19 protein-coding genes are annotated in these 25,609 nt (G+C 71.7%); 8 read left to right on the top strand and 11 right to left on the bottom strand.

The genetic code is table 11. The features are described 5' to 3' along the window. Positions 1-55 precede the first annotated feature (55 nt). Positions 56-2,881 (top strand): family 20 glycosylhydrolase, encoded by a 2,826-nt coding sequence (locus OG782_RS24425; protein WP_406454333.1) that lies wholly within the window; start codon positions 56-58, stop codon positions 2,879-2,881. Between the two features lie 33 nt (positions 2,882-2,914). On the opposite strand, the gene OG782_RS24430 is transcribed toward OG782_RS24425, so the two are convergent. Then, entirely contained in the window at positions 2,915-3,439 is a 525-nt protein-coding gene (locus OG782_RS24430) for a MarR family winged helix-turn-helix transcriptional regulator (protein ID WP_406454335.1), read from the bottom strand. Between the two features lie 39 nt (positions 3,440-3,478). Here OG782_RS24430 and OG782_RS24435 point away from each other — a divergent pair, with 39 nt between their 5' ends. Next, on the top strand, positions 3,479-4,369 hold the full coding sequence (locus OG782_RS24435) for a DMT family transporter (RefSeq protein WP_406454337.1): 891 nt from the start codon (positions 3,479-3,481) through the stop codon (positions 4,367-4,369). Here OG782_RS24435 and OG782_RS24440 read toward each other — a convergent pair. From OG782_RS24440 to OG782_RS24450, 3 genes are all read right to left on the bottom strand, one after another. Further along, positions 4,356-6,956: a discoidin domain-containing protein gene (locus OG782_RS24440; protein ID WP_406454339.1), complete on the bottom strand. Its 2,601-nt coding sequence runs from the start codon at positions 6,954-6,956 to the stop codon at positions 4,356-4,358. The genes OG782_RS24435 and OG782_RS24440 overlap by 14 nt on opposite strands. A gap of 107 nt (positions 6,957-7,063) precedes the next feature. Continuing rightward, the gene (locus OG782_RS24445; RefSeq protein ID WP_406454341.1) at positions 7,064-8,179 is read right to left on the bottom strand and encodes a pyridoxal-phosphate dependent enzyme; all 1,116 of its coding nucleotides are present in this window, start codon (positions 8,177-8,179) and stop codon (positions 7,064-7,066) included. A gap of 70 nt (positions 8,180-8,249) precedes the next feature. Next, entirely contained in the window at positions 8,250-9,623 is a 1,374-nt protein-coding gene (locus OG782_RS24450; protein WP_406454343.1) for a glycoside hydrolase family 18 protein, read from the bottom strand. A gap of 265 nt (positions 9,624-9,888) precedes the next feature. On the opposite strand from OG782_RS24450, the gene OG782_RS24455 reads away from it, so the two are divergent. From OG782_RS24455 to OG782_RS24480, 6 genes are all read left to right on the top strand, one after another. Then, entirely contained in the window at positions 9,889-10,641 is a 753-nt protein-coding gene (locus OG782_RS24455) for a GntR family transcriptional regulator (protein ID WP_406454345.1), read from the top strand. Between the two features lie 241 nt (positions 10,642-10,882). Next, the gene (locus OG782_RS24460; RefSeq protein ID WP_406454347.1) at positions 10,883-12,616 is read left to right on the top strand and encodes a purine-cytosine permease family protein; all 1,734 of its coding nucleotides are present in this window, start codon (positions 10,883-10,885) and stop codon (positions 12,614-12,616) included. A gap of 236 nt (positions 12,617-12,852) precedes the next feature. After that, on the top strand, positions 12,853-13,035 hold the full coding sequence (locus tag OG782_RS24465) for an SPOR domain-containing protein (RefSeq protein ID WP_406454349.1): 183 nt from the start codon (positions 12,853-12,855) through the stop codon (positions 13,033-13,035). A gap of 94 nt (positions 13,036-13,129) precedes the next feature. After that, positions 13,130-13,594, top strand: a complete 465-nt coding sequence (locus OG782_RS24470; protein WP_406454351.1) for a (deoxy)nucleoside triphosphate pyrophosphohydrolase — start codon at positions 13,130-13,132, stop codon at positions 13,592-13,594. A gap of 194 nt (positions 13,595-13,788) precedes the next feature. Beyond that, entirely contained in the window at positions 13,789-14,217 is a 429-nt protein-coding gene (locus OG782_RS24475; protein WP_406454353.1) for an ATP-binding protein, read from the top strand. Positions 14,218-14,410: 193 nt separating this feature from the next. Beyond that, positions 14,411-16,951 (top strand): SpoIIE family protein phosphatase, encoded by a 2,541-nt coding sequence (locus tag OG782_RS24480; RefSeq protein ID WP_406459249.1) that lies wholly within the window; start codon positions 14,411-14,413, stop codon positions 16,949-16,951. Between the two features lie 42 nt (positions 16,952-16,993). Here the strand turns inward: OG782_RS24480 and OG782_RS24485 are convergent, their stop codons facing one another. From OG782_RS24485 to OG782_RS24515, 7 genes are all read right to left on the bottom strand, one after another. After that, positions 16,994-17,704: a PspA/IM30 family protein gene (locus OG782_RS24485; RefSeq protein ID WP_406454355.1), complete on the bottom strand. Its 711-nt coding sequence runs from the start codon at positions 17,702-17,704 to the stop codon at positions 16,994-16,996. 146 nt (positions 17,705-17,850) lie between these two features. Continuing rightward, positions 17,851-19,974, bottom strand: coding sequence for a TPM domain-containing protein (locus OG782_RS24490; protein WP_406454357.1), 2,124 nt, complete (start codon positions 19,972-19,974; stop codon positions 17,851-17,853). Between the two features lie 73 nt (positions 19,975-20,047). Then, positions 20,048-20,515 carry a hypothetical protein gene (locus OG782_RS24495; protein WP_406454359.1) on the bottom strand — a complete coding sequence of 156 codons (468 nt, stop codon included), beginning with the start codon at positions 20,513-20,515 and terminating at the stop codon, positions 20,048-20,050. A gap of 126 nt (positions 20,516-20,641) precedes the next feature. Continuing rightward, the gene (locus OG782_RS24500; RefSeq protein ID WP_406454361.1) at positions 20,642-22,111 is read right to left on the bottom strand and encodes a glucoamylase family protein; all 1,470 of its coding nucleotides are present in this window, start codon (positions 22,109-22,111) and stop codon (positions 20,642-20,644) included. A 281-nt stretch (positions 22,112-22,392) separates the two neighbouring features. After that, entirely contained in the window at positions 22,393-23,595 is a 1,203-nt protein-coding gene (locus OG782_RS24505) for a glycoside hydrolase family 1 protein (protein WP_406454363.1), read from the bottom strand. A 112-nt stretch (positions 23,596-23,707) separates the two neighbouring features. Next, a complete protein-coding gene (locus tag OG782_RS24510; RefSeq protein ID WP_406454365.1) occupies positions 23,708-24,619 on the bottom strand; it encodes a carbohydrate ABC transporter permease in 912 nt (303 codons plus the stop codon). Next, positions 24,616-25,605 carry a carbohydrate ABC transporter permease gene (locus OG782_RS24515; RefSeq protein WP_406454367.1) on the bottom strand — a complete coding sequence of 330 codons (990 nt, stop codon included), beginning with the start codon at positions 25,603-25,605 and terminating at the stop codon, positions 24,616-24,618. Before OG782_RS24515 ends, OG782_RS24510 begins: the two co-directional genes overlap by 4 nt. Positions 25,606-25,609: the final 4 nt, after the last annotated feature.

The following is a 25,609-nucleotide window of genomic DNA, read 5'->3' on the forward strand; positions in this document are numbered from 1 at the left end:
GCACCACAGTTCAAGCGGATGCATGCATTTGATGGTCACCCTCGAGGGAGCCCCCGTGCGGTTGTGGAAGAAGAGAAGTTCCGTCCCCCTGCGGCGTCGTCAGCCGTCCCTGCTGTTCGCGGCGATCCTGGCGACCATGGCCGGTCTTGCGGGCGCGCCGTCGGCAGCCGCCGGGCCGGCCGCGGCCGCGGCGCCGGCCGGCACCGCGCTCATCCCGCGTCCCGTCGTGGTGCAACAGGCCGACGGTGAAAAGCCGTTCCGTCTGGATGCCTCGCTCGCAGTCGTCGCCCGGGGCGAGGCGGCCCGCGTGGGCGAGCAGCTCGCCTCCCAGCTGCGGCGCGCGACCGGGTTCCGGGTGCCGGTGCGCCCGAGCGGTAGCGGTGAGGCCATCCGCGTCACCGTGGACCCGGCGGCCGCGTACACCGTCAACGGCGCGGCGCCCACGGCGGAGTCGTACGTCCTGGATGTGAAGTCCGGCGGCGTCACGATCACCGCGCTCACCGAACACGGGGCTTTCAACGGTGTCCAGACGCTCCGTCAACTCCTGCCCGCGTGGGCCGAATCGCCCACCCCGGTCATCGCCGACTGGCGTGTGGCCGCCACGCACATCGAGGACGCGCCGCGCTTCTCCTACCGGGGCGTGATGCTCGATGTCGCCCGTTCGTTCCAGGAGGTCGGCGAGGTCAAGCGCCAGATCGACACCCTGTCCCGGCTGAAGATGAGCGTGCTGCACCTGCACCTCGCCGACGACCAGGGCTGGCGCATCGAGATCACCAATGACGGCAAGGCCCCGGGCGACCCGATCGACTACACCGCGCTGCACCGTGTCTCGGGTGCGACCGCGATGAACCAGCAGGGCTACCGCAACGAGCTGGGCCGCACCGGCTACTACACACAGGCGCAGTACCGCGACATCGTCGCCTACGCCAGGGCGCGGTTCGTCACCGTCGTTCCCGAGGTCGACGTTCCCAGTCACACCAACGCCGCCCTGCACGCCGTCCCGCAGCTCAACACGGACCGGTCCCTGCCCGCGTCCGACCCCGGGACGGGCGTCGTCGACTGGAACGGGACCGGCAACGTGGGGTACTCCGCCCTCGACGAGCGGAGCGACCTCACCTACACGTTCGTCAGGCACGTCTTCCGGCAGCTGGCCGAGATGACCGGCGGTCCGTACGTGCACATCGGCGGCGACGAGTCCCACGCGATGGGGCACGAGCGCTACGTCGACTTCGTCTCCCGCGCCGTGACCGAGGTGAAGGACGCCACGGGTACCGGGGTGATGGGCTGGTCGGAGTACGCCGAGGCCGGTCTGAAGCAGCAGCCGGGCTTCTGGGACGGCTCGGTCGTCCAGTACTGGGTCGGTTCCGGTGACTGGGTGCGCGACTTCATCGCCAAGGGCGGCAAGGCCGTCGTGTCGGACGCGGGCGGCTCCTACCTGGACCAGAAGTACACCCCGAGCACCCCGATCGGCCTGTCGTGGGCCTGCGGCGGGACGTGCGACTTCCCGCGCTACTACGGCTGGGACCCGACGACGACGGTGTCCGGTGGCATCCCCGAGGCGGGTGTGCTCGGGGTCGAAGGCCCGCTGTGGTCGGAGACGCTGCGCGGCGTCGACCAGGCGGAGTTCCTCGCACTGCCGCGAGCGGCCGCGATCCTGGAGACCGGCTGGACGCCCAAGGACCAGAAGGACGTCACCGACTTCGCCGCCCGTCTTGCCCGGTTCGGCCCGCACCTCACCGTGAGCGGCGTCAACTTCTACGAGAGTCCCGGCGCCCCGTGGGCCGCCACCGTCTCCGGCACGGACGCGGTCGCCCCTCGCGGTGCCGCTTCCCGGATCGAGGTGGGTTCCGTCGCCGCCCCCGGTACCAAGGTCTCCGAGGACGGTACCCGGATCGTGCCGGACACCGTGTCGAGCGACGGCGACCCCGCCTCGGGCTCCGCACTGGCCGAGCCCCTGACGGCGACGGCGACCTGCGCAGGGCGTGTGCTGCCGGTGACGTTCACCCCGAGCCGGGCGCGCGACTCCCTGCACGCCGCCGGTCTGTACACCGCGGGCGTGGAGGCCGCGTTCGGCCGGGCTGTGACCTGTGTGCTGACCCCGTCGGCGGGCGACCCGGTGTCCGTCCGCGTCCGGCCGGGCGGCGCCTCCGCCAAGGACCGCACCCCTCCCGCTCCGGCCGCTCCGGCGCTTTCGGTGCCGGGCGAGGTGAAGGCGGGAACCTGGGTGCCGCTGAAGCTGAGCGGTTTCGCGCCCGGCTACGTCGACATCCGCGTCGACGGCAAGACCGTCTACACGGTGCGCGCCGACGACGCCGGCCGGTTCGCCCGCCACGGCGTCATCCCGGCCGCGACCTACGACGGCACCCGGACCGTCAGCGCCGTCCAGGGCGACCGCTCGGCGTCGGCCACCGTGTCGGTCACCGGCGGGCAGCGTCCGCTGCCCGATCTCATCGACCAGTCCTCGCTCCGCGTGCACGAGACCGACAGCCAGGAGACGGCCGGTGAGAACGGTGCCGCCGTGAACGCCGTCGACGGCGACCCGGGCACGTACTGGCACACCGAGTGGTCCGCCGCCGCCCCCGGCTTCCCCCATCACCTCACCCTGGACCTGGGCAAGTCGTACGACGTCACCGGCCTGCAGTACACCCAGCGGCAGAACGCCCGCAACGGCCGGATCAAGGACTACCGGATCGAGGTGTCCGCCGACGGCACCACCTGGACACCGGTGGCCACGGGCTCCTTCACCGAGGCGCTCACCCCGCAGAACGTCGAGTTCGGCGCCGGCCGCGGCCGGTACGTACGTCTGACGGGCCTCGACTCCCCGGCGGGCAACGCGTTCGCCGGCGCGGCGGAGATCAATGTGGGAGGCCGCCCCGTGTAACTCGCCGCCGCCGAGGGCGCCGGGGTCGCGTTTTCAGCCGCCCTGCGGCGGTTCCACCCGCGCCAGCCATGCCGTCAGCAACGGCTCCAGCGCCGCCGCCTCGTCCCCCGTCAGGGTGTCGAGGAGGCGGCGCTCGTTGCGCATGTGCTCGGTGAAGGCCCGGTCGATCAGTTCGCGGCCGGCGGGGGTGAGGGCGACCACCCGGGCGCGGCCGTCGCCGGCGGCCCGGCGGCGGGTGACGAGTCCGGAGCGTTCCAGGCGGTCGATGCGCTTGGTCATCGCGCCGGTGGTGACCATGGTGCGCGCCGCCAGTTCGCCGGGGGCCCGTTCGAACGGCTCCCCGGTCCGCCGCAGCGTCGCCAGCACGTCGAACTCGCCCTCGCTCAGGCCGAATCGCCGGTAGACCACGCACAGCTCCTCCGTGAGCAGCCCGGCCAGCCGGTGCAGCCGTCCGATCACGCCCTGGGGGCTCACATCGAGATCCGGGCGCTCGCGGGCCCACTCGGCCTGGATGCGAGCGACGTGGTCCAGGGGGTGCGGGGCGGTGGAATCCGGCATGACTTCACTATAGCTTCCCAGGAAGGTACATTAACTTCCATGGAAGCTACTTTGCGATGGGTGCTGATCACGGCGATAGCTCCGGTCGCCTGGGGGGCCAACTACTACGTCACCCACGCCTACCTGCCCGCCGGAACCCCGCTGTACGGCGCCGCGATCCGGGCCCTGCCCGCGGGGCTGCTGCTCCTGGCCGTCGCCCGACGGCGGCCCCACGGCTCCTGGTGGTGGAAGGCCGCCGTGCTCGGCGTCCTGAACATGGGCGGCTTCTTCGCCCTCGTGTACGTCGCCGCGCAGCTGCTCCCGACCAGCACCGCCTCGACGATCATGGCCGCCTCACCGGTGGCCATGATGCTGATCGCGTGGGCACTCGTCGCCGAACGGCCGGGGCTGCTGCCCCTCGCGGGGGCCGCCGCCGGGATCGGCGGGGTGTGCCTCATGCTGCTGACCGGGTCGGCCCCGGCCGACATCCGCGGAGTGCTGGCCTCGGTCGCCGCCCTGCTGATGTCGTCCCTCGGCTACATCCTCACCAAGCGCTGGGGCGCCGGGACCGACATCCTCGCCTCGACCTCCTGGCAGCTGATCGCCGGAGGCCTGCTCCTGCTGCCGCTCGCCGCCGTGGTGGAGGGCGCGCCGCCCGCGCTCGACGGGCCGGCCGTCCTCGCGTTCGGATACGTGACCGTGGTGGCGACCGCCCTCGCGTTCGCCGCCTGGTTCGCGGGCCTGCGCCATCTGCCCGCGGCGACGGTCGGTCTGATCGGGCTGCTCAACCCCGTGACCGGGGTGCTGCTCGGCACGGTGGTCGCCGGGGAGTCGCTCGGCCCGCGGCAGATCTGCGGGCTCGTGCTCGTGCTGGGCGGGATCGTGCTCGGCCGGCCGGTCGTACGCAAGCGGCCGGCCGAGGTCCGCCGCGCAGACCCTAAGGCCGCGTGACCGTCAGCTCCCGTACGCCCGCCGGTTCGGCCGCGTCCGCCGAACGGACCGTCACCCGCACCTCGCGGGCCACCGCCCCCGCCCGGTACGGCTGCCAGTGGCTGCCGTCGGCCGAGGTCTCCAGGACGTACGAGGCGGGCTGCACGTCCGTCCACTCCGGTACGACCGACGCCACCGGGGCCGTCCGCCCCAGGTCCACCGTCAGCGTGCCCGTCGCCCCGTCCGGCGACCACGCCGTCGCCGGGCTGCCGTCCACCGCCGCGGCCGCGTACAGGCCGGGCGTCTCGGACGTCGCCGTCGCCGGGCGGCAGCGGGCCGCGTCGGTGGTCGGGGCCAGGTCCGGGCGCCGGGTCGGGAGGGTGAGGGACGTGGACAGGGAGCGGGGTCCGGACGGGGTGTGGAGCGTGAACGGGGCGCCCGAGGTGAGACGGACCTGTGTCGTCCGCGGGCCGATCGCGATGTCGTACGTACGCCCCCGATAGCGCAGGCCCGTCAGCTCGACCCCCTCGCGCAGCTGCGGCGGCAGCATCGGGTCCAGCCGCACGCCGTCCTCCCGCAGCCGCAGCCCCGTCAGCCCGTGCGTGAACACCTGGAGGAAGCCGCCCTTGCCGGTGAGGAAGTCCTCGGCCGGGAAACCGGAGAGAGGGTCCTGCGCGCCCGCCTTCGCGCCACGCGCCTCGCTGAACACGGCGTACGGGCCGCGCATGAACGGGCGCACGGCACGCTGGAGATATGTGTACGTGGCACAGCCCGGCTCCCCGATCGCGGCCGCGTCGATCGCATGGACCGAGTCCGTCATCGCCGGGCCGTCCGGATCGGTGTGCGCCGCGTAGTAGTCGAGCGTGGCGGCCGCCGCACCCGCCTCCATCGGCCACTCCAGCGGATAGATGAGCAGGACCGTGTCCGCCTGCTTGATCGTCGAGCCGTCGTAGCCCGCGTACTGGAGGAAGAGCTTGCGCTCCGGGTCGTACGGGATGCGCAGCCCGTCCGCGACCTTTCTCCACTCGGGCGGGGCGGGGTGCCCGAGCAGCTGCGCCGCGCGCGTGGCGTTGCGCAGGGCGGTGGCCGCGACGGCGTTGGTGAACACCCCGTCGGTGACGCCGTTGCTGTACTCGTCCGGGCCCGCGACCTCCTTCACGGAGTAGCTGCCGTCGTCGTTCGCGGTGGCGCGCGAGGCCCAGAAGTCGGCGATGCCGCTCAGGAGTTGCCAGCCGTGGCCTGCCAGCCAGTCGCGGTCGCCGGTGGCCAGGTAGTACTGCCACACGGCCAGTGAGACATCGCCCTGGAGATGGTTCTGTGTGACGCAGTGCGGCGGGTTCCAGCTCTGGCACTCGGACCAGAGACTGCCCTTGCTCGCGCTCGTCCAGGGGAAGAACAGCCCCTTGAATCCGAGCTTCCCGGCGTTGGTACGGGCCTCGCCCCGGGGGCGGTAGCGGTACTCGACCACCGAACGGGCCAGCTCGGGACGGGTGGCGAGCAGCCCCGGGTACATCCAGGTCTCCGCGTCCCAGAACACCATGCCCGCGTAGTTGTCGCTGGTCAGCCCGGCCGGGGCGATGCTGTCGCGGGACCCGGTGCGGGTGGAGGCGAGGAGTCCGTACTGGGCGGAGCGCAGCCACTTCTGCAGATCGGGGCTGCCCGGTACCGACACATCGGCGGACCAGTCCCGGCGCCAGACGGCGCTGTTCTCGGCGAGGACGGCGGACCAGCCGCGCCGTGCCGCGGCCCGTGAAGCCTCGCGCGCGGTGGTGCGCGGGGCACGCGAGGTGAGCGCGGTGTCGACCCCGACGTACTTCTCGAACGTAAACGTACGCCCGGCACTCACCCGGGACACGACCGGGTTCGCGGCCGCCGGGCGCATCGTCTGGACGATCGCGCCCGCCGTCCCCGTGCCCCGCGTGCGGAACGTCCCGTCGTCCTCCAGCGCGATCCGGCGTGCGCCGCGCGGGTCGAGCCGGCCGGTGACCGTCGCCGTGCCGTTCCAGTGCGGGGTCATGCGCAGCCGCACGGCCCCGGTGTGCACATCGGCGCGGTCGGCCAGCACCTCGTACGTCAGGTCGGTCGCGCGCCCGTCGGCCGTGGTCCAGCGCAGCGACGTACGCACCAGCCCGCAGCGCAGGAACACCGTCTGCCGGTACCGGGAGATCCGGCCCGCCGGGGTGGCGGAGCCGTATGTCTCGCCGCCGACGCGCACATCGATGTTCGTCCAGCTCGGGAGCGCGGCGGCCACCTCGCGGCCTGCCGCCAGGTCCTTCTCGCGGCCGAAGAGCCCGGAGACGAACGCCCCGTCGTAGCGCGGGGTGTACAGCGGCCAGCCGGTCTTCTCGTCGCGCGCGGCGTACCCGGCGCCGGCCGCCGGTACGCGGTGCCCGAGGTAGCCGTTGCCCACATAGGGGTCGTAGCCGGCGGCCTCGCCGAACGTGGTGGAGGTCAGGGCCCAGGCAGGATCGGTGTCCCGGCCGCAGGCCACGGCCGCCGGGGCGGGTGAGGGCCGGTCGGCGGCGAACGCGACGGGCGGCAGCGGCGCCGACGCGACCAGGGCGCACGCGACGAGGGACGTGAGGAGAGAGGTACGCGAGAGGCTCACGGTACGAACGTAGGGAAGCGGGCGCGGTGCGGCGGGGCACGGCGCGCGGGGTGAACGGCTGACACGGGGGTGCGCGTGGGCCCGACGCACGCCGGTGCGCGCAGGGCTCAGCCCGCGAGCCCCGTCTTGAGACCCGCGCCGCACAGCGGGACGACGACACTGCGGTCCGTCCACCCGCCCACCGCGGCCCAGCAGGCGACACCCGTCGTCTCCACGTAGAAGCCGCGCGCGGCCAGATCCAGCTGTGCGGTGCGGATCTGCTCCTCGGTCACGGTCAGGAAGGTGCCGCCCGACTCGCGCACCGCCGCCAGGATCGCCGCCGCGCGCGGCGGGCGCGCGATGGCGATGCCCTCGGCGAGGGTGGGGGAGACGGCGGATCCGGCCGGGGCGTCGAGCAGGCCGGGCGCCCCCGCGTGGAAGGCGGCCGCCAGCGGGGACACGGCCTCGGCCTGGACGGCGATCAGGGCCGGGCGGGTGCCGATCAGCCCCTGGGCGAGGAGTTCGGAGGTCGCCAGGGCCGCGCCGAGGAGCAGCGTGCCGTTGCCGACCGGTACGGCGATCGCGTCGGGGAGCCGCCCGCCGAGGTCCTCCCAGAGCTCGTACACGTACGTCTTCGTGCCGTGCAGGAAGTACGGGTTGAAGACGTGCGAGGCGTAGAAGGTGCCGGGGGCGTCGGCGGCGGCGCGGGCCGCCCGCGCGGTCGCCTCGCGGTCCCCGGGGACGATTTCCAGCCGGGCGCCGTGGGCCCGGATCTGCTCCGTCTTCTTCGGGGACGTGCCCTCGGGGACGTACACCGTGCAGGGCAGTGCGGCGCGGGCGCAGTACGCGGCGACGGCGGTGCCCGCGTTGCCGCTGCTGTCGGCGACGACGCGCTCGGGCGAGAGACGGCGGGCCAGTTCGGCGAGCATCACCGCGCCCCGGTCCTTGAAGGACAGCGTCGGCATCAGGAAGTCGAGTTTGGCCGAGACCGTGCCGGTGAGCGGTACGAGCGGGGTGCGGCCCTCGCCGAGGCTGGTCGCGGGGGCGGAGAGCGGCAGGACCTCCTCGTAGCGCCACAGGGAGTTGACCCGGCCGGGCAGGGCGTCGGGGCGCAGCGGCCCGGTGACGCCGAAGTCGAGGTCCCAGGGCCCCCGGCAGACCGGGCAGCACCAGTGCGGTGTCGTGATGTCGGCGCGGGCGCCGTCCTGGGGGCAGCGGTATCCGGGGAGCATGACGGCCAGCATGCCAGCATGCCAGCAGGTGGACGGAGTCCGGGGCGGCCGCAGTGTCGCGGCCGCCCCGGAGGCGTGGTTCCTACCGCCGGGAGAGCCCGCGGTCGACGGCCTTCATGAGCTCGCCGTCGTCCGTGTCCCCGTCCAGCGACCAGAACATCGCGCCGCCGAGCCGGTGGTCGCGGATGTACGTGGTCTTGGTGCGCAGGACCTGCGGATCGTCGTACGTCCACAGCGTGGTGCCGTCGAACAGCCAGGCGCTGCCGTCACGGACGTTGCGGTGGACCTTGTACGTACCGGATTCGGCCAGCTTCTTGAGGGCCTTGTAGTCCTCGTAACCGGCTGCCCAGGTCGCGGGCGCGGGGGCCGCGGCGGGCTGTCCGAGGCCGTCGCCGCCACCGGTCACACCGGTCCAGCCCTGACCGTAGAACGGCATCCCCAGCACCAGCTTGCGGGCCGGGGCGCCGCGCTTCAGCCAGTCGCGCACGGTCCGGTCACCGCTGAAGTCGCCCTTCGCGTACAGCGCGGACTGCTGGGCGGTGGTCTTCTCGCCCGAGACATGGAAGTCGTAGCCCTGGAGGTTCACGAAGTCGAAGTCCCGCATGATGCGCGGGACGTCGAAACCGGCGTCGATCTTCTCGGGCGACGCCGGGACGAACGCCGAGAGGTCGTAGTGCCTGGGCTTCGAGCCGTGGTGCCCGCCCTTGCGCGCCGCGGCACTCTTCGCGTACGCGTCGAGCTGGGTACGGAACTCATGGACCAGGGCCGTGAAGTTCCGCTTGTCCTCGGGGCGGTACACCGTGTCGGTGTCACCGGCGGATCCCGGCCACTCCCAGTCGATGTCCACCCCGTCGAAGAGACCGGCCGCCGCGCCCTCGCCGCCGCGCGTCCCGTCCACCGGCAGATTGCCCTTGATGTACAGGTCGATGCAGGACGAGACGAAGGCCTTGCGGGAGGCGGCGGTGCGGGCCGCGTCCGAGAAGTGGGTGGACCAGCTCCAGCCGCCGAGCGAGATCATCACCTTGAGGCCCGGGTGCTCGGCCTTGAGCTCGCGCAGCTGGTTGAAGTTGCCCGCGAGGGCCTGGTCGTCGGTGTCGGCGACGCCGTCCACCGAGCCGGCGGCGTCCAGCGGACGGACGTAGTCCGCCCAGGCGTCGGCCTCGCCGGGCACGTTGCCGGTGAAGCACTTGCCGTCGGCGCTCACGTTGCCGAACGAGTAGTTGATGTGGGTGAGTCTGGCCGCCGTGCCGCTCGTCTCCAGGTCCTTGACCTGGAAGTCGCGTCCGTAGACACCCCATTGAGTGAAGTATCCGACGCGCTTGTAGGCGGGTGCGGAGCTGTGGTGGCTGCCGTTTCCGCCGTGTTCCCCGGAGGCGTTGGCGGCGGGGGAGACCGTGGCGGCCAGCGAGAGGGCGCAGGCGGCAATGGCCAGTGAGGACAGGGTTCTTCGACGCATGAGGCCCGTTCCTGTGCGTGTGCGGAGGCATGTGCTGAGAGGTGCGTGGCCGTGCTGTGTGGACAGGAAGCTATTGGTCTGGACCAAATGCGGTCAAGAGGGCGGGCGGATCGGAACGGCCGAAGATGCCCTGGCGGCCCTGACCGGGGTTATGCGCACACGGCTCGCGAATCATCACTTCGAGTGAAACCCTGGCCTGCGCTTGCAGTCCGGAACCGACGGTTGCGACGCTGTTGCAGTCTGTCGACCTCTTGGGGAGTGGCCTGTGACTTTCGGTGAGCAGCCCGCCTATCTGCGCGTTGCGAGCGATCTCAGAGAGAAGATCGTCAACGGTTCGCTGCCGCCGCATACGCGCCTGCCGTCGCAGGCGCGTATCCGCGAGGAGTACGGAGTCTCGGACACCGTCGCGCTGGAGGCGCGCAAGGTGCTGATGGCCGAAGGTCTGGTCGAGGGGCGCTCCGGCTCCGGTACGTATGTGCGCGAGCGCCCCGTCCCGCGCCGGATCGCCCGCTCCGGCTACCGCTCACAGACCGGGGCCGGCCCGTTCCGGCAGGAGCAGACGGCAGAGGGGGCGCGAGGGACCTGGGAGTCCCGCAGCGAACAGGAGGGCGCGAGCCCGGAGGTCGCCGAACGGCTCGGGATCGAGCCCGGCGACCGGGTGATGCGTACGCGCTACGTGTTCCGGGACGCCGGTGAGCCGATGATGCTCTCCACCTCCTGGGAGGCCCTCGCGGTCACGGGGCGCACGCCGGTGATGCTGCCGGAGGAGGGCCCGCTGGGCGGCTGCGGGGTGGTCGAGCGGATGGCCGCGATCGATGTCGTCGTGGACAACGTGGCCGAACAGGTCGGCGCGCGCCCGGGGCTGGCGGAGGAGCTCCTGGCGCTCGGCGGGGTGCCGGGCCATGTGGTGATGGTCATCGAGCGCACGTACTACGCGTCGGGCCGGGCGGTCGAGACCGCCGACGTGGTGGTGCCCGCCGATCGCTACCGGATCGCCTACCACCTTCCGGTCAGATGAGGGGTGACCGGATGGCCCGTCACCTCTCCGCCGGACGGCAACGGGCGGCGGGTGTCCGGCGGAGTCGTTTCTGTCGGGTGACCGATACCCGGAGGTGTGCGTCCGGCGTCCGTCACCACAAGTTAACGGCCGCCCGGGTCCCGTAACAGCCGGGCAATCACCGACCGTGTTGACTTGTCATGTCCCGCTCCTACCTTCCCGTTCGGACCCGCACACCGAACCGACGAACGGGAAGCCACCGATGACGGACACGGCCGTACCGACGACGGAGACCGCCTCCGGGGGAGACCTCGCAGGCGGCTCCGGAGCCCCACCCCCCAGTCGCAGTTACGCGAAACTCGCCGCCGACGAGAGCCGGGAGGACTACTCCCTCCGCTACGCGCCGCACTCCTTCCGGCGCTGGTCGCCCGGCACGGTCGCGGGCACCGCGCTCGGCGGGATCGCCTATCTCGCCGACTTCGCCATCGGCGCCTCGATCGTCTTCACCTACGGCTTCACCAGCGGATTCGCCTCGATCATGGCCGCCGCGACGATCATCTTCCTCACCGGAATCCCCATCGCCCGAGCCTGCGCCAAGTACGGCCTGGACATGGACCTGGTCACCCGGGGCGCCGGATTCGGCTACTTCGGCTCGACGCTGACCTCGCTGATCTACGCGTCCTTCACCTTCATCTTCTTCGCGCTCGAAGGCTCGATCATGGCCCAGGCCATGCACCAGGCCGTCGGCCTGCCGGTCGAGGCGGGCTATCTGATCACCACTCTGATCGTCATCCCGATCGTCTTCCGCGGCATGGGCGCTCTGGCCAAGGTGCAGGCCTGGACCCAGCCCGTCTGGATCATCGGCATGGTCCTGCCGTTCGTCGTCCTCGCCTTCGAGGCGCCGGACGCCTGGGGCGCGTTCGGCTCCTTCGGCGGTACGGAAGGGGCCGGATCAGGCTTCTCCTGGATCGGGTTCGGGCTCGGCACCGGTGTCGCGCTCTCGCTCATCGCCCAGATCGGCGAGCAGGCCGACTATCTGCGCTTCATGCCGGCGAAGACGGAGGCCAACAAGCGGCGCTGGAACTTCGCGGTCCTCGCCGCCGGACCCGGCTGGGTCGTCATCGGCGCCGCCAAACAGCTCGGCGGCGCGCTGCTCGCCTTCGTCGCCCTGGAGGCGGTCGGCAAGACCCACGCGCTGGAACCGATCGCCCCGCAGATCGAGGCGCTGAAGCCCTGGCTCGGCTCGTTCGCGCTGCCCGCCGCCGCACTGTTCGTGATCGTGTCCCAGGTCAAGATCAATGTGACCAACGCCTACAGCGGCTCGCTGTCCTGGTCGAACTTCTTCTCCCGGATCACCCACCGTCACCCCGGCCGGGTCTGGTACATCTTCCTCAATCTCGTCATCGCCCTGACGCTGATGGAGATGAACATGTTCGCCGCCCTCAACAAGCTGCTCGGCTTCTACTCCAACGTGGGCATCGCCTGGATCGCCGCGGTCGCCGCCGACCTGGTCATCAACAAGCGGACCGGGCTGAGCCCCCCGTACATCGAGTTCAAACGGGCCTATCTGTACGCGGTGAACCCGGCCGGTTTCGGCGCGATGGTGATCGCCTCGACCGTCTCGATCCTCGCCTTCTTCGGGCTGTTCGGTACGTACGCGGAGGCGTTCTCGACCTTCATCGCGGCGGGCCTCTCGCTGACGCTCTGTCCGCTGATCGCCCGGGCGACGAAGGGGAAGTACTACCTGGCCCGGCCCAATCCCGTGAACGGGCCCGGAGTCGAGGTCGCGGACATCACCGCCACCCACACCTGCTCGGTCTGCGAAACGGCCTACGAGCTCCCGGACATCGCCGACTGCCCCGTGCAGTCCGGGCCGATCTGCTCGCTCTGCTGCTCGCTGGACGCGGAGTGCGGGGACGTCTGCCGCAAGGAGCCCGCCGACGGCCCGGTTCTCATGCCGATGCCGGTGCTGCGCGAGGGGGCGGGCCGGGTGTAGCGCACCCGCCCCGGGTGCAAACCGTCGCCGTGCATCGCCCAGGGGGCGCATCCAGTCGGATGCGCCCCCGGTGCGTTGGTCCACTCCTGGCCGGATCGGTATCTCTTTGTGCAATTACGCATGCGTTGAGTGAAGGTCAGGCGTAGGCTCCGGCATATGCGTACTGCGGTTTCCTGGGGATCCTTAGAGACGTGCACGCCGTACAGGGGAGGGGCGCAATGCTCGGGAGGGACACGATGACCGACAGCGGTGCCGTGCTCCCTTGGCTGGTGATACGGCAGGACGACAACGGCAACCGCTACCGCGTGGGCAGGTATGCCACGCAGGAAGAGGCCCGGCGGACGGCCGACAAGCTCGAGGACCGCGGCCACAAGCGGCTCTACTGGGTGGAGCGCATCGGGCAGACCACCCGCTCGTAGGGCCTCTCGTGCGCCGGTGGGATTCACCGGCTGAGCCCGTCGTCATCAACGGCACGTTCCGGGGCGGCCGGAGCGTGGCACTACGCTCCCGATCATGACTGATCGCGTGGTGGTGGCCGGAGCCGTCTACGACCGGGGGCGCCTGCTGGCCGCGCGCCGCAGCACCCCGCCGGAGCTGGCCGGCCGCTGGGAACTGCCCGGCGGCAAACTGGAGCCGGGGGAGAGTGGCGAGCAGGCGCTCGTGCGCGAGCTCCGCGAGGAGCTGGGTGTGGAGGCGGAGCCGCTGGAGCGGATTCCCGGCGAATGGCCGCTCAAGCCCGGATATGTGCTCCAGGTGTGGACGGTCCGTCTGGCGTCCGGTGTGCCCGCGCCGCACGAGGAGCACGACGAACTGCGCTGGCTGGGACCCGGCGAGATCGACACCGTGGACTGGCTGGAACAGGACCTGCCCGCCGTCGCGGAGGCCGTACGGCGCATGCCCCCGGTCGGGGAGGCCGCGCAGAGCATGCCCCCCGTCGCGGAGGCCGAACGGCGCATGCCCGGCGGATCGGACCGCTGAGCGAGGCGCGGCAAGTGCCCGGCGGAGGCACGCGCGACAGGGCGCGCGCCCTCTCGCCACGCACACCCGTTCGCGTGCACGGTCATACACCCGTACGCCCCACGTGCCGACACCAGCGGTATTTCGCCAGGAATATCGGGTATGTGCTGTTTAGCCCCCGCAAACAGGACATTCTCCGTTGCTGGTCTTGGGAAGTGATCGGCGTGACCGATACCGAAGGCGACTGCGCCGAGTGGAGCTTTCCGGCTGTTCCCGGTGCCGTACGCACGGCACGGCACGCCGTTCACGACGCACTGCGCTGCTGGGGGCTCGACGCCGCCGTCGGTGATGTGGCGGTCCTGCTGGTCAGCGAGCTGGTGACCAACTCCATGCGCTACACGCCGGGCCCCATCGGGGTGCGGCTGGTGCGCCCCCGCCCCGACGGTGACACTCCCGCGGCGCATCCCGGCCTGCTGGTGGAAGTCTCCGATCCGCTTCCGGATCCGCCCACCGAACGTATGGCGGGACCCGACGACGAAGGCGGCAGAGGGCTGCAGCTCGTGGCGTGTTCCGCCCGCCGCTGGGGGACCAGACGCGGAAAGAGTGGCAAGACGGTGTGGTTCGAGCTGGCCCTGCCTGGTTAGGAGTGAGGTGGGACGGACAGCGATCACCGGAGGTCGGGCAGAACCTGGCTGAAAGGGACTGAGACCGTGCTGTGATCGTGAACGCCGTGCCGGACGGGGCCGTAGTGCTGAATACTGCGGGCAGGACCGGTCCGGTGTGTGAGCTGGAGGGGACGGTCGCGTGAGCGAAATACCTGGGACAGCGGGCGACGTCGTGTGGCAGAGCAGTCCGCCTGGCTCGATCTATGACTACATCAGGGTCGCCTCCTTCTCGATCGGCCCCGATGGACTGATCGAGCAGTGGAGCCGGCGGGCCGCCGGTCTCTTCGGCGTTGCCGCCGACGAGGCGCTGGGCAGGGACCCGGTCGAGGCGTTCATGCCCGCGGAACTGCGCGGGGACGGCCACCGCCGGGTCGGCGAGGTGCTCGACGGCAGGGAGTGGACGGGCCTCGTCCCGTTCCGCATGCCGGGCGAGGACGCCGTGCACGGACTCGCCGAGATCTATGTGATGCCCAGCGAGACGGCGGCCGGCGAACGGGCTGCCGTCTGTATCGTCGTGGACGTCCGCGCGCTGCGCCGGATCGAGACGGACCTTGCGGCATCGCAGGCCATTTTCGGTCAATCTCCCTTCGGGTTCGTACTGTTCGGCACCGATCTCACCGTCGTGCGGGCCAACCAGAGGTTCGCCACCGTCTTCGGCGGCCAGGCCGACGACCACCGCGGCCGCACCGTCGAGGACTACCTCGCGGGCGCCGAGGCCGCCCGGCTGACCGCCACGCTCGAACGTGTCCTGGCGACCGGCGACGCCGTCACCGACCTCCAGCTCGTCGGCACCGCCCCCGGCGACACCGAGCGCCGCCACTGGTCGATGAACCTCTACCGGGTGCACAGCGGATCGGGCCGCCCCACCGGCATCGCCGGACTCGCCACCGATGTGACCCGGCGCCACATAGCCGCCCGCGAGGCGGCCAGCGCCCGGCGCAACCTCGCCCTGCTCAACGAGGCGAGCGCCCGCATCGGCAACTCCCTCGACCTGGAGACCACCGCCCGCGAACTCCTCGACGTCGCCGTACCCGGCTTCTGCGACCTCGCCTCCGTGGACCTCTACCAGGCCCTCCTCACCGGCGAGGAGGCACCGCCGGGCAGCTGGAGCCCGCTCCGTGAGGAAGCGGTCGGCGGCTCCGCCGAACTGCGCCGCGTCGCCTTCGCCAGCGCCGTGTCGGGCGCCCTGCCCGACATCCCCGGCCCCAGGACCGCCACCGGCCCGCCCGCGCTCGGCGCCGTGCACCGCTACTCCTTCGGCTCGCCCTGCGCCGTCGCCCTGCGCACCGGCCATGTCGAGGACGTGCCGGGCGACGACCGGGGCTTCGTCCAGTCCACGCTCGCCGTGCCGATGGTCGCCCATGACACCGTGGTCGGCCTGGTGCAGTTCTCCCGTACGAAGGGCAGCGAACCCTTCGGCGAGCGGGACCGGGCCCTGGCCACCGAGCTCGCCGCCCGCGCCGCCGTCTGTATCGACAACGCCCGCCTCTACCGGCGCGAGCACGAGCGCGCCCTGATCCTCCAGCGCAGCCTGCTGCCGCCCGGCGACCCCGAGGCCGCCGGCCTGGACATCGCCTGCCGCTACCTGCCTGGCAACACCGCGACCGAGGTCGGCGGCGACTGGTTCGACGTGATCGAGCTCCCCGGGCACCGCACCGCCCTGGTCGTCGGCGACGTGATGGGCCGCGGGCTCCGCGCCGCCGTGGCCATGGGCGAACTGCGCACCGCCGTACGGACCCTGGCCCTCCTCGACCTGGAACCCGCCGAGGTGCTCTCCGCGCTCGACGAGGTCGCCCGGGGACTCGGCACCCCCGGGGCCGCCATCTCGTCCGGCGGCGGCGCCCAGTGGCCCTCGCGGGCCGCCCACAAGTCCCGCGAGGCGGACCTCTCCGAGGTCTATCTGGCGACCTGTGTCTACGCCGTCTACGACCCGGTCACCCGGCGCTGCACCTTCGCCAACGCGGGCCACCTGCCCCCCGTCGTCGTCGAGCCGGGCGAAGCGGCGCTGCTCCTCGACGTGCCGCCGGGGATGCCGCTCGGCGTCGGCGGCGAGCCCTTCGAGGAGGTCGAGGTGGAGCTCAAGGAGGGCGCCCTGCTCGCCCTCTACACCGACGGTCTCGTCGAGTCCCGCGACCACCCGCTGGACGAGGGGCTGGAGGCGCTGCGCGGCGCCCTGGTCGAACCCGCCCGCCCCCTCGAGGACGTCTGCGACCACGTCCTGAGCTCGCTCGACACCCGGCACGGCGAGGACGACATCGCCCTGCTGATGGCGCGCATCCAGGGGCTGCCCGCCGACGCCGTCGGCGACTGGCGGCTGCCGCGCGAGCCCCGCTCGGTCGGCCGCGCCCGCGAACTCGCCCGCGGCCAGCTGCTCACCTGGAACCTCGGCGACCTGGTCGACACCACCGAACTGCTGGTCAGCGAGCTGGTCACCAACGCCCTGCGGTACGGCGAGGGCGAGATCCGGCTCAGACTGCTGCGCGACCGCACCCTGGTGTGCGAGGTGTGGGACGCGGGCCTCGTCCAGCCGCGGCGCCGCCGGGCACGCGACACGGACGAGGGCGGGCGCGGACTCCAGCTGGTCGGGCTGCTGAGCGCCGCCTGGGGATCGAGGCGGACACCGCGCGGCAAGACCGTCTGGTTCGAACTGCCGCTGCCCGACGGCGGACCGGCCGCCGAGCGCACGGTGGAGGAACTGCTCAGCATGTTCTGAACCCGGCCCGGCATGTACTGAACCCGGCCCGGCCGGGAGCCGTCAGGCCGTCTTCAGCGCGGCGAGGCGGGCCTCCACCTCGGCGCTCGCACCCAGCGTGTCCAACTGCTCGAACTGGGCGTCCAGGGACGACGCGGCAAGCTCCTGCTTGCCCATCGCCTTGGCCTCCTCGCGCCGTACCTTGTCCTCGAACCTGCTGATCTCGCTGGTCGGGTCGAGGACGTTGATGCTCTTGACGGAGTCCATCATCTGGTTCTGTGCCTGCGCGGACTTGGCACGCGCGACCAGCTCGTCCCGCTTGGACTTCAGCTCCTTCAGCTTCTCCTTCATCTGGTCCAGGCCGGACTTGAGCTTGTCCACCACCTCGGTCTGCGAGGCGATGGTGGGCTCGGCGGTCTTGGCCTCCTTCTCCGACTGGAGCTGCCGGCCGAGTGCGACCTTGGCCAGGTTGTCGAACTTGTCCGCGTCGGCGCCCGATCCGCCCGCCCGCAGCTCATCGGCCTTGCGGCTGGCGGCGAGCGCCTTGCCGCCCCACTCCCCGGCCGCCTCGACGTCCTCGCGGTGGTCCTGCTCCATCAGCCGCAGATTCCCGATGGTGGCGGCCACGGCCTGTTCGGCCTCCGAGATGTTGGACGTGTAGTCGCGGATCAGCTGGTCCAGCATCTTCTGCGGGTCCTCGGCCTGGTCCAGCAGGGCGTTGATGTTGGCCTTCGCCAGCTGGGTGACGCGTCCGAGGATGGTCTGCTTGGTCATGGCACCTCTCCTGTGTGTCCGGTCGTGCGTGTCCGGTCCTGTGCGTCCGGCCGTGCGGCTCGAAGCGATGTGTACGCGTAAGGCTCCGCCGGGCGGGTCCCCGTGGCGCCGTTCAGAAGCGCGCCGGGCGGGTCCCCGGGCGGTGTTCAGAAGCGGCCGCCGCCGCCCCGCCGGCCGCGGGTTCCCCCGCCGCCGAAGCTGCCCGGTCCGCCGCCCCCGCCGAACCCGCCGCCGAAGCCGCCGCCCCCGAACCCGCCTCCCCGGCCGCCTCCGCCGCCCAGGAGCCCGCCGAGGATGATCCCGCCGAGGACCGCACCGCCCATGCCCCCGCCCGCGCCGCCGCCTCCCGGCATGCCGCCGCCCGGTCCGCCGCGCCCTCCGTACGCGCGCACGTCCTGCTCCGCGAGACTCCGCGCCTCCCCGGCCAGTGCGTCCGCCCGCTGCGCCTCGGCCAGCGCGGCCTGGGGGTCGTCCGTCCTGGACAGTTCGCCGGCCCGCTCCAGCCGGCGCTGGGCCTCCGCCAGCCGGGTCCGGGCCTCGCTGCCGACCGCACCCCGGTTGGTGGTGATGTAGTCGGCGGCGGCACCGATCGCCGACCGTGCGGTGAGCATCGCCTGGTCGAGCAGTGAGCGGGCCCGCCGGCTGCCCTGTTCCTGTTCGCGCGCACCGGCCAGCGCCTCGTCCAGCGCCGCGTCCGCCTCCTCCACCCGGCGCAGGGCGTCGATCGGGTCGTACGGACCGGCGCCCACCTCCTGGCGCACATCACGGGCCACGGACTGCGCGCGGGCGATCCGGCCGCGGAGGTCCGCGGTGGACACCCCTTGCGCCGTGCCCTCCAACAGCCCGCCCGCATCGGCCAGGTCCGTCTCCATCTCGGTGAGCGCGGCCGGCAGTCTGCCCGCCGCCTCGCCGAGCTCCCGCGCACGCCGGTCGATGCCGTCGACGAGGGTGGCCGCCTGGCCGATCGCACCCTCGGTGGCCCGTACGTACACCGCCGCCGCGGAGTTGTCGCCGCTGTCGGCCGCCTGCCGGGCCTGGTTGAGCGAGGAAGTCGCGAAGACGAGCCGGTCCTTGGCCTGTTCGATGTCGCCCGCGACGGCGGCCGACGCCGACCGGGCGTAACTGCCGCGCATCGAGACGAGCGTGGCCCCGGCCGCGGAGACCCGGCCGGCGAGCGCCCGGAACGCGCTCTCGGCCGCCGCCAGCGCCTGCGGGGCGTTGCGTTCCAGCTCCCGGAGCCGGTCGAAGTCCTCGGAGACCGCGTCCAGCCGGGCATTGGCGTCCGTGCAGCGGCTGATGATCTCGTCCAGCATCCGCCGCCGGGTGGCGTCGTCCTCCGGGAACGCGTCGTCGAGCTGCTGGCGCAGCCGGAACGCCGCCGTCAGCTCGCCCTTGGCATACGTGACCGCCTCGGTGAACGGCGCGGCGGCCTCCTCGCCGAACTGGGCGGTGGCGAAACCGAGTTCCTCGTCACTCGTGCGGACCGCGTCGTCCGTGTCGACGAGCGTCTCCTTGGCGCGGGCGTCGAGCTCCGGCAGCGGAGCGGGGGGCGGCGCGGCGTCCTGCCCGGCCCCGGCCGGTCCCCAGCCCTTCGCACCCGGGGTCGTACGGGTGGCGGCGCGCCGCTTGCGCCGGGTGTAGGCGTACGCGGCGACCGCTCCGGCGCCGCCGACGAGGACGATCGGCAGCACCAGGTCCCCGGCGCTCGTCCCGACGGACTTGCCGGTGCCGGGGTCGTCGGCGCCCGGCGTGATCGCCGGCGTGGGGACGGGCCCGCCGGCCAGGACGGCCGCGTATCCGTTGGCGGCCCCGATCGCGGCACCCGCCCAGTCGTTCTCCCTGAGCGCCGGCTCGATGGCGGTGCTCGCCACGTCCTGGAGCTGGGCGTCGGTGAAGCGGGAGTCCTGGTCGACGGAGTAGGCGAACTGCCGGTCGTGGGTGGCGACGGCCAGCAGCACGTCGTCGCGGCCGAGCCCGTTGCGGTCGGCCGTCCGGTCGGCCCAGTCCTGCGCGGAGCGCCCGGAGAAGTCACGGACGTACGCCACGAAGAGCTGGATGCGGCGCTTCTCGTACAGCTGGTCGAGCGCGGTGACCACCTGGGGCCTGCGGTCCCCGAGCGCACCGACCTTGTCGGTGATCTGGCCGTCCCGGGACAGCGTGATGGGGTCGTCGGCGCGCGCGCTCGTCGCGGCGGGAAGGGCCAGCCAGCACACCGTCATCAACACGGCGAGCAGGGCCCGGCCCGGTATGAGGATCCGGGTTCGGCTCACAGGCGGCATCACGTTTGCGAGGCTATGTCCGCCCCCGGTGGCCCGCGACCCGGCGATGGACCGGCACCACGCCTCACGCCGGATCCACCTCCCCGTCGTACAGGCGCATCCGCCACCAGGCCTGGCTGCGCCATGGATGCGTCCCGGCGTGCGGGCAGGGCAGGGTCCGGCTCAGCAGCCCGCGGTCCAGTCGGGTGACCAGGCGGGACAGCTCGGCCCGGGGCCGGTCCGGCAGCAGTGCGAGAACCTCGGCCAGCGCGTCGCGTGCGTGGGTCACGTCGTCGAGAGAGCAGCCTCGGCACGTGCACAGGGCGAGGCTCGGATACAGGAGGCGCCCGGGCCGGGCGAGGAAGCGCCGGTAGTGGAGCAGGGCGAGCGAGGTGACGCCGGGATACATGTCGTACCACTCGTGCGCGTACTCCACGCGCCGGACGGCGGCGCTGGTGGCGAGCGAGAGCGAGTCGATCCTGCCCGGTTCGCACAGCCAGACGGGCGTTCTGGCAGGGGCGGCGCGCAGCGCGCCGGGCCGCTTACGCGGCATGGGCCTTTCGGCAGGGGGACATCATGGCGCTCATACTGCCACGGCACACCGGCACTTCGTGGGGCGCGCCGCACGCCGTCCGGTCGCCGCGCGGGGCGGCGACCGGACGGCGTACCGGCAGGGGGCTCAGATACTGAAGCGCTCCTTGGCGAGCAGCGGCCGGACCCGGGAACGGAACCCGCCCGTCCGGAACGGCTGTTGCAGCAGGCCGGGGCGGAGCGCCTGGGCCAGGGCCGCCGCGATCATCCCCTGGTCGAGGGCGAGCAGATAGTCGCTGACCCGTCCGGTGGAGACGTTGACGGAGTCCCGGAAGCCGTAGCCGTCGTGGTACGCGCCGAAGTCGCGGTCCAGCGCCCGCAGGTTCGCCATCGCCTCGGCCGGGGCGTACGGCAGCGCGAGGAACGAGGCGTGCGGGGTCACCACCCCGTTGGTGAACGCCGACGCGGGCGGCAGCGGAGCTCCGTCCGTCGTGTACGTGCGGTCGGTGTTGGAGGCGTACCCGTCGACCTGCATGCCGAGCGCGTCGACGCCGTACTCCTGATAACCGCCTTCGGGGATGTTGGCGGGCGAGAATCCCCAGTACCCGTACTCCGCCTCCTTCATGCCGTGCTCGATCTGGCCGCGCACGTAGCGCTGATGGGTGCGGCCCCACGACTGCGGCGACCACTCCGGCTCCGGTACGAACAGCGGAACCATCAGCGCCTCGAACATCGATCCGCCCCAGGTGGGCACGATCCTGCGGCCGCGGTGCGTGTAGTGGCCCTGCCAGACGCGGATTCCGTCCATCGCCACGTAACTGCCCTGCGGCTCCTGCTCCTGGCCGTTGCCCGGGACCATGGTGCGCAGCAGGTGCCAGTAGTGGTCGGCGGGCAGCGAACCGTCCGCGATGCCCAGATAACTGGCCATGCGCGGCTCGGTGTTGAGGGCCCCGTAGTGGTGACCGGTGGGCTCCTCGGTGTCCGTCCAGAAGCCACCGCGCAGCTGGCCGGGGCCGGCGACCGGGTCGGCCGGATCGTAGGGCGTGTAGTAGTACGACCAGTCGGCGTCCGCCAGGATGCGGGCGATGCGCGGACGCAGCGCGGGAGCCGCGTCCGCGGCGATGCGCAGGCCGGTGACCAGCCAGGCGTTGTCGACGGACGAGAGGAACGGGCGGACCGGATCACCGGTGCCGGGCCACTGGGTCAGCACCGAACCGTCGTGCGCGTCGTACCAGTTGAGCCAGAAGCCGTGGTGGCGCTCCAGCTTCTCGACGGACCGGACGGTGAGCTCCAGCCTGCGCCGCATCGTGGCGTCGCTGATCACGCCGAGTCCGGCGGCGGCGACGGTGGACCACAGGCCGCAGCCGATGTTGGTGGGCGAGGTCTGGCGTGACTGGACGGGGCCGCCCGGTCCGCTCACGTCGATCTTGTCGACGGCGAGACCGAGCCCGGTCGTCATGGCCTCGATCGAGCGGTACGTGTCGCGGAACCAGTGCAGCAGCTGCGGGTCCGGGGTGCGGCCGAGCGGGGCGGCGCCCGCCGAGGGCGCGGATACGGCTCCGAGGGACAGGGCCGCGGCCCCGGTCCCGGCGGCGGTGAGAAACGTGCGACGGTCCATGAAGGTCCAGCTCCCGGTGGCAGAAGGGGGATGGGGGAGTTCCGTGGCGTGCTCGATGCGGCGGAGGCGCGCCTCCGCCGCCGCTTTCGGGTACGGCTGTCGGCACGGCCGGGGCTGTGGGACCCGGACCGCGCCGTTGGTGCGGTGAAGCTGAAGGTGCGGTGGTGCGGAAGGTGCGGTACGGGGACCGGCGGATGTCAGGTTCCGCCGGTCCCCGTACGCGCGGGAGCTGTCAGGTGCTCCCGGTCAGGGGGCCGGTGCAAACCGGCGTTGCGCCGGTGTCAGCCGGCGTTGCGCGGCAGGGCGCGGGTGCGGCCCATCTCGCCCAGCCAGACGGCGGACGGCTTCGGCAGCCGCTCGAACGTCTCCGGGTTCCAGCCGATGAGGCCGAAGGTGGGCTTGTAGGAGCCCCACTCGTAGTTGTCGAGCGCGCTCCAGGCCAGGTAGCCCTGGATGTTGAGGCCGTCCTCCAGCGCGGAGGCGACCTCGTTGAGCGCGCCGGTGTAGTAGTCGATCCGGCGGCTGTCGTCGTCCGTGGCGATGCCGTTCTCGGTGACGATCAGCGGCACGTCGTGGCCCACGACGTCGGCGGTGTGACGCAGCGCGTGGCCGACGGCGGAGGGGTAGTACTCCCACTGCGTGAGCGTGCGCTCGACGTCGTCCGCGGTGGGGATCGGGCCGTCCGTGCCGATCTTCGTCCGGGTGTAGGACTGCACGCCGATCCAGTCGTCGCCGCGGGACGCCTCGATGAAGACGTCCTCGCGGGGGTGGCGGTAGGCGGCGGTGACCTCTTCGGCACCCGGGAGGGCCTGGTAGACCTGGTTGGCGATGGTCCAGCCGACCTGGATGTCGGGGTTGATCGCCTTGACCTCCTTGACGGCCGCGTGGTGGGCGGCGATCACGGCCACGGTGGTCTCGTCGTCCGGGGTCGGCAGGCCGGCGGGCGGGAAGCCGATGTCGCCGCGCTTGGCCTGGCCCGCCATGACGGCGATCATGTTCGGCTCGTTGATGGTGCAGACGTGGCTGACGCCTTCGCCGATGACCGGTGCGCAGGCCGCGACGTAGCGGGCGAACAGCTCGGTCGCGCCCTCGGCGGTGAAGCCGCCGCGGGCCTCGAACCACTGCGGCACGGTGAAGTGGTGCAGGGTGATCATGGGGCGCAGGCCGCGCTCGATGGCGCCCTCGACCATGCGGCGGTAGTGGGCGAGCTCGGCCCGGGAGAACTGGCCCTCGGCGGGCTCGATACGGGCCCACTCGATGGAGAACCGGTAGTCGGTGAAGCCCAGCCCGGCCAGCACGTCCATGTCCTCGTGCCAGCGGTGGTAGCTGTCGCAGGCGTCCAGGCTGGGCTCCTGGATGTGGGTGCCCGCGGTGTGCTCCTTGACCCACCAGTCGCTGTTGGTGTTGTTGCCCTCGATCTGGTGGGCGGCCGTGGAGGCGCCCCACAGGAAGCCTTCGGGGAACGGGACCTGGGTGTGAGTCATCGCAAACTGTCCTTCTGGTGCGTGAGGGGTGTGGCCGGCGCGGGGTGCGGGCCGCGCGGCCCCGTATGTATCGGTGGGCTGCCGGGAAGGGGGTCCGGCAGCCCGGGGCGGGCTACTTCATGCCCGCCGTGGCGATGCCCTGCGTGAAGTGCCGCTGGAGCGCGATGAACACGACCAGCACCGGCAGCACGATCAGGAAGGACCCGGCCATCAGCATGCCGTTGGAGCCACCCGCCTTGTTCGGGTCGGTGGCGAACGTCGCCAGGGCGACGGGGAGGGTGTACTTGTCGGGGTCGTTGGTCGCGATGAGCGGCCAGACGAAGTTGTTCCAGGACCCCAGGAACGTGAAGATCGACAGCGTCGCCAGGGCGGGCTTGACCAGCGGCATCACGATCCGCCAGAAGATGTACCACTCGCCGGCGCCGTCCATCCGGGCCGCTTCCAGCAGCTCGTCCGGGATCGACTGCATGAACTGCCGCATCAGGAAGACCCCGAAGGCGCCCGCCGCGAACGGCAGCACCAGACCGGCGTACGAGTCGATCAGGCCCATCTTGCTCATCAGCACGAAGAGCGGCAGCAGCATCAGGTTGCCCGGCACCATGAGGGCGCCCAGCACCAGACCGAAGATCTTGTTGCGGCCGGCGAAGTTCAGCTTGGCCAGGGCGTACCCGAGCATCGAGCAGAACACCAGGTTCGAGACGGTGACCAGCACCGCCACGATCACCGAGTTCATGAAGTACAGCGGCAGATCGAGCTTGTCGAGCAGGTCCCGGAAGTTGTCCAGGGTCCATTCGGTCGGGATCCAGACCGGCGGGCTCGCGGTCAGCTCGCTCGTCGTCTTGAACGCGGACAGGGCCATCCACAGGAACGGCGCCGACATGATCAGCAGTCCGAGCGAGAGCAGGACGTAGACGAGGACCCGCTTCAGCGAACGCGGCCGCTTGGGGCGGCTGGGCCTCCCGTCGTTCCCGGGCTTCTTCGACGGCGCCGTCGAGACGGCGCCCGGTGCACTGGTGGCGCTCATTTCGTGTTGTCCTTCAGCAGTCGGAGCTGCAGCACCGTGATGCCCATGATCACTACGAAGAGGACATACGCCATGGCGCTCGCATAGCCCATGTGGAAGAAGTTGAAGCCCTCGCGGTACATGTTCAGCGAGACGGTCAGCGTCGAGTCCGAGGGCCCGCCCTGCGTCATCACGAAGGGCTCCTCGAAGACGTTGAGGTAGCCGATGGTGGTGATCACCGTGGCGTAGAGCAGCGTGGGCCGCAGCAGCGGAACCGTGATGCCCTTGAACTCCTGCCAGATGTTCGCGCCGTCCAGCCGTGCCGCTTCCCGCACCTCGGTGGGGATGGCCTGGAGGCCGGCGATGAAGAGCACCATGACCGTGCCCAGGTTGCGCCAGACAGCCATCGCGATCATCGAGGGCATGGCGAGTTTCTCGGAGCCCAGGAAGTCCGGTGCGGTGAGGCCCACCTCGGAGAAGAGGCCCGCGATGAGACCGTCGCTCGGATCGAGTACGAAGCGCCAGACGACGGCGACCGCGACGATGGTGGTGACGACCGGGGCGTAGAAGCCGACGCGGAAGAAGGTGCGGGCCCTGTCGATGCCGTTGTTCAGCAGTACGGCGACGACGAGTCCGAGGAGGATCGTCAGCGGCACGCCGACGACCACGAAGTACGCCGTGTTGAACAGCGACTTGAGGAACTTCTCGTCACTGAACAGCTTGGTGTAGTTCTCGAAGCCGATGAAGTTCGCGTCCAGCGGGTGCGTCACATTGCGCAGCCCGAAGTCCGTGAAGCTCATCACCAGCGTGGCGATGATCGGGACGGCCATGAAGACGAGGAAGAGCACGAGGAAGGGGGTGGAGAACAGCCAGCCGGCCATGTTCTGCACGCCCATCGAGGGCTTCCTGCGACGTCGCGAACCCTTGGGCCCGGCGGCCGGGGACGTGGTCCCCGGCCCGGCCTGCACCTTGGCCGGCTGTGCGGCCTTTCCGGTCGTGGTGCTCATGGCT

It is taken from the genome of Streptomyces sp. NBC_00876 (assembly GCF_045207435.1).
In the GTDB taxonomy this organism is placed as follows: Bacteria; Actinomycetota; Actinomycetes; order Streptomycetales; family Streptomycetaceae; genus Streptomyces.

Coding starts and splice junctions, on each gene's coding strand:
- OG782_RS24430 (WP_406454335.1), bottom strand. CDS start 3,439: ATGCCGGATTCCACCGCCCCGCACCCCCTGGACCACGTCGCTCGCATC.
- OG782_RS24435 (WP_406454337.1), top strand. CDS start 3,479: ATGGAAGCTACTTTGCGATGGGTGCTGATCACGGCGATAGCTCCGGTC.
- OG782_RS24445 (WP_406454341.1), bottom strand. CDS start 8,179: ATGCTGGCCGTCATGCTCCCCGGATACCGCTGCCCCCAGGACGGCGCC.
- OG782_RS24450 (WP_406454343.1), bottom strand. CDS start 9,623: ATGCGTCGAAGAACCCTGTCCTCACTGGCCATTGCCGCCTGCGCCCTC.
- OG782_RS24460 (WP_406454347.1), top strand. CDS start 10,883: ATGACGGACACGGCCGTACCGACGACGGAGACCGCCTCCGGGGGAGAC.
- OG782_RS24465 (WP_406454349.1), top strand. CDS start 12,853: ATGACCGACAGCGGTGCCGTGCTCCCTTGGCTGGTGATACGGCAGGAC.
- OG782_RS24470 (WP_406454351.1), top strand. CDS start 13,130: ATGACTGATCGCGTGGTGGTGGCCGGAGCCGTCTACGACCGGGGGCGC.
- OG782_RS24485 (WP_406454355.1), bottom strand. CDS start 17,704: ATGACCAAGCAGACCATCCTCGGACGCGTCACCCAGCTGGCGAAGGCC.
- OG782_RS24495 (WP_406454359.1), bottom strand. CDS start 20,515: ATGCCGCGTAAGCGGCCCGGCGCGCTGCGCGCCGCCCCTGCCAGAACG.
- OG782_RS24500 (WP_406454361.1), bottom strand. CDS start 22,111: ATGGACCGTCGCACGTTTCTCACCGCCGCCGGGACCGGGGCCGCGGCC.
- OG782_RS24505 (WP_406454363.1), bottom strand. CDS start 23,595: ATGACTCACACCCAGGTCCCGTTCCCCGAAGGCTTCCTGTGGGGCGCC.
- OG782_RS24510 (WP_406454365.1), bottom strand. CDS start 24,619: ATGAGCGCCACCAGTGCACCGGGCGCCGTCTCGACGGCGCCGTCGAAG.
- OG782_RS24515 (WP_406454367.1), bottom strand. CDS start 25,605: ATGAGCACCACGACCGGAAAGGCCGCACAGCCGGCCAAGGTGCAGGCC.